We start from the raw sequence: 2,392 nt of genomic DNA, 5'->3' as shown, positions 1-2,392 counted from the left end.
CGCCGGTGCGGGTTCGGTAGCGGGCCACGATCGACTGGCCGCCGAGCGAGCCGCCCATCACTTCATAGTCCAGCCAGGTGCCGTCGGGCATGGTCATCGCTCTCCTCGAAGGGTCGGCGCGGGGTGGCGGGCCACCTGCGCCTGGAGGTCGCCGATCAGTTCCCACGCCTGGATCACGGTGAGCGCGAGGTCGCAGGCGTCGGGCCCGGTGTGGTCGGCCTGGACGAGAATCGGCCGCCGCGGGTCGGCCGCGGCGACGGCGCGAACGGTGTCGGGGATACGGGGCACGGCTGCCTCTCGGTGGAGCGGGGCGGGGGCGGTGCCGCCATCGGGGCGGCGCGGGGAAGACCTCCAGCCGGGCCCCTGCCGACCCCGCCCCGCGGCGGGCCCGGCCCGGCGGCTCCTCACGGGCATGGATCGCCGCCGGACCGGGGATGGTGGCCGCTCGACGTGGGGGCAACGCGCCGACGCCGAGCGGCGGTTCACGGGGTCAACCGTGGCTGTCGCCCGGAGCCGACGGCGCCGGGAGGTCGACCTCGGCGACGAGTGCGGGACACGACACGCACTGAGCGGAGATGCCCATCTCGGACGCCGAGACGACGAGGTCGACTCGGAGTATCGGCTCGTCGATCCGGTACAGCGTGATGGGAATCCGGAGCTCGCCCGTCACCCCGTCGAGCGACGGCTCGGTGCCTGGGGTGAGCGCAGCATGCGTGCACAAACGTGTCGTCATGGCGTCCCTCGCGGTAGCAGCAGATTCACGCGACCGTAATTGAGTGCACACAGAGAGACAGGGACAGATTGTCCCTCTACTGAGAGGGGGACAATCTGTCCCTGTCGGCGCGGGACAGGTCAGTCGCTTATGACCCCGACGTCCTCGGCGAGTTGCACAACCTGTCGCCGGATCGGCCCGCGCGTCGTTCGCCACAGCTCGGCGATCACCGTGCGCGCGGCTGGCGTGTACTGCACCGTCTCTGGGCACACCGCCACGGACCGCTGCATCGTGCTCAGGGCAGCAGCGTGTTCTCCACGCTGGACGTGACTGCGTGCGCTCTCGGTCAGGAGCCGTGCACGCCGCTCCATCGATGGCATGGTCTCCGGGTTGATCCGATCCGCGTAGTCGAGTGCGGTGCCTGCACGGCGTAGATCGGCGGCCACGGACACAGCGTGGAAATCGACGTTGGTGCGGCCGAAGGTGGTCCACGGATGCAGGTAACCGGCGGGGAGCGATTTCGCGGTGGCGTCGCCGCGCTGCCAGTGTGCCCACGCATCGCCGTCGTGGCCTTGGCGAGCGTGGGTGATCGCGGCATGCAGTTGCAGGGCGCCGTACAGGCCGCGCGCATTCTTGCCGAGTACGTCGAGGTGCGGACGCATGCTCTCTGCGGCGTCGAGAACGACGGCGAGCGCCTCGCTCGTATCGGCCGTCTCGCGCAGGGCGTTGCCGTAGCACCAAGCGGCGCCGGCCAATGCCTCCGGCGTGTCCGCGTACTGGGCGGACGACATCCCGCGATCCGCGACCACCCACACCAGTTCGGCCGGAGCGATGTACGCAATCTGTTGCTGGGCGAGGTGATAGATCGTCGCGAGCACCGCGTACGCCTCTCGGCGCTCCGGCCCGTCGAGCACGCGCACCGCGATCTCGCCGTCCCCGATCAGGTCCGGCAGGAGCGCACCGACCTCGGTGCGGTTGTACTGAGCCGAGTGCCAGAGGAGCCACGCTGCGTCGACTCGCGCGCGGAGAGCCGCTACGTCCGGCGGTTCCTGCGGGTGGACTGCCGAGTAGTTTCGCCGTTTCACTGCGGCCCAAATGTCTGGGATCGACTCGTGGTGCAGGGCCGGCGACACAGGTTGCAGCACCTCGCCGGTGCCGGTCAGGACGCCCAGGTCAGTCAGTCCGAGAGCAGAGGCTACGCGTAGCAGCAACCGGTAGTCGCGCAGCTCGCGCTCGCCCGATTCGATTTTCTTCAGCCAGTCGGGCCCGCGTCCGCAGAGGCCCGCGAGCACGGGCCGGCTCATGCCGCGCCGCGTCCGCAACCACTCGATCCGCTCGCCCATCGTCAGGTCAGTTGGCACGTTCATGATTGCCCCCGGTTCATTGGGTCTGACCTCACGGTACGCCGGCCTTGCACGATTGCGGCCGATTCAGTTTGCGGCTGTGCACGCCCAGGGATTCGGTTTGCGATGGCTACGATCGCGATTCTTATGGATCGACGGCGCCGTGAGCACCCCACCGGACGGCTCCAAGGGCGTCTACAGCGAGTCACAATCGATGATCTTGAACCACAACCTTGTTGTCACGACTCACTTTGTGACAACAAAAACGATCTTGAAACCGGTCTTTATGCAGGTCAGAGCCATGATCATGTGGTCCCCGGAGCGGGACTCGAACCCG

At 68.3% G+C, this 2,392-nt stretch carries 3 protein-coding genes; all 3 read right to left on the bottom strand.

The window, feature by feature from the left end:
• Positions 1-93: 93 nt before the first annotated feature.
• The 3 genes from GT354_RS21555 to GT354_RS21545 all read right to left on the bottom strand — a co-directional run bounded on the left by GT354_RS21555 (position 94) and on the right by GT354_RS21545 (position 2,055).
• Positions 94-288, bottom strand: coding sequence for a hypothetical protein (locus tag GT354_RS21555; protein WP_161357990.1), 195 nt, complete (start codon positions 286-288; stop codon positions 94-96).
• Positions 289-490: 202 nt separating this feature from the next.
• Positions 491-733 (bottom strand): hypothetical protein, encoded by a 243-nt coding sequence (locus GT354_RS21550; RefSeq protein ID WP_161357989.1) that lies wholly within the window; start codon positions 731-733, stop codon positions 491-493.
• Between the two features lie 119 nt (positions 734-852).
• Complete coding sequence (locus GT354_RS21545) at positions 853-2,055, bottom strand: helix-turn-helix transcriptional regulator (protein WP_237535316.1); 1,203 nt, start codon at positions 2,053-2,055, stop codon at positions 853-855.
• Between the last annotated feature and the right edge of the window lie 337 nt (positions 2,056-2,392).

The sequence above is a fragment of the Streptomyces sp. SID3343 genome (genome assembly GCF_009865215.1).
Lineage (GTDB): Bacteria > Actinomycetota > Actinomycetes > Streptomycetales > Streptomycetaceae > Embleya.
This window is presented reverse-complemented; position numbering and strand designations above follow the sequence as displayed.

Excerpts from the sequence above, each read along its gene's own strand:
- GT354_RS21545 (WP_237535316.1), bottom strand. The coding sequence starts at position 2,055 with ATGGGCGAGCGGATCGAGTGGTTGCGGACGCGGCGCGGCATGAGCCGG.
- GT354_RS21550 (WP_161357989.1), bottom strand. The coding sequence starts at position 733 with ATGACGACACGTTTGTGCACGCATGCTGCGCTCACCCCAGGCACCGAG.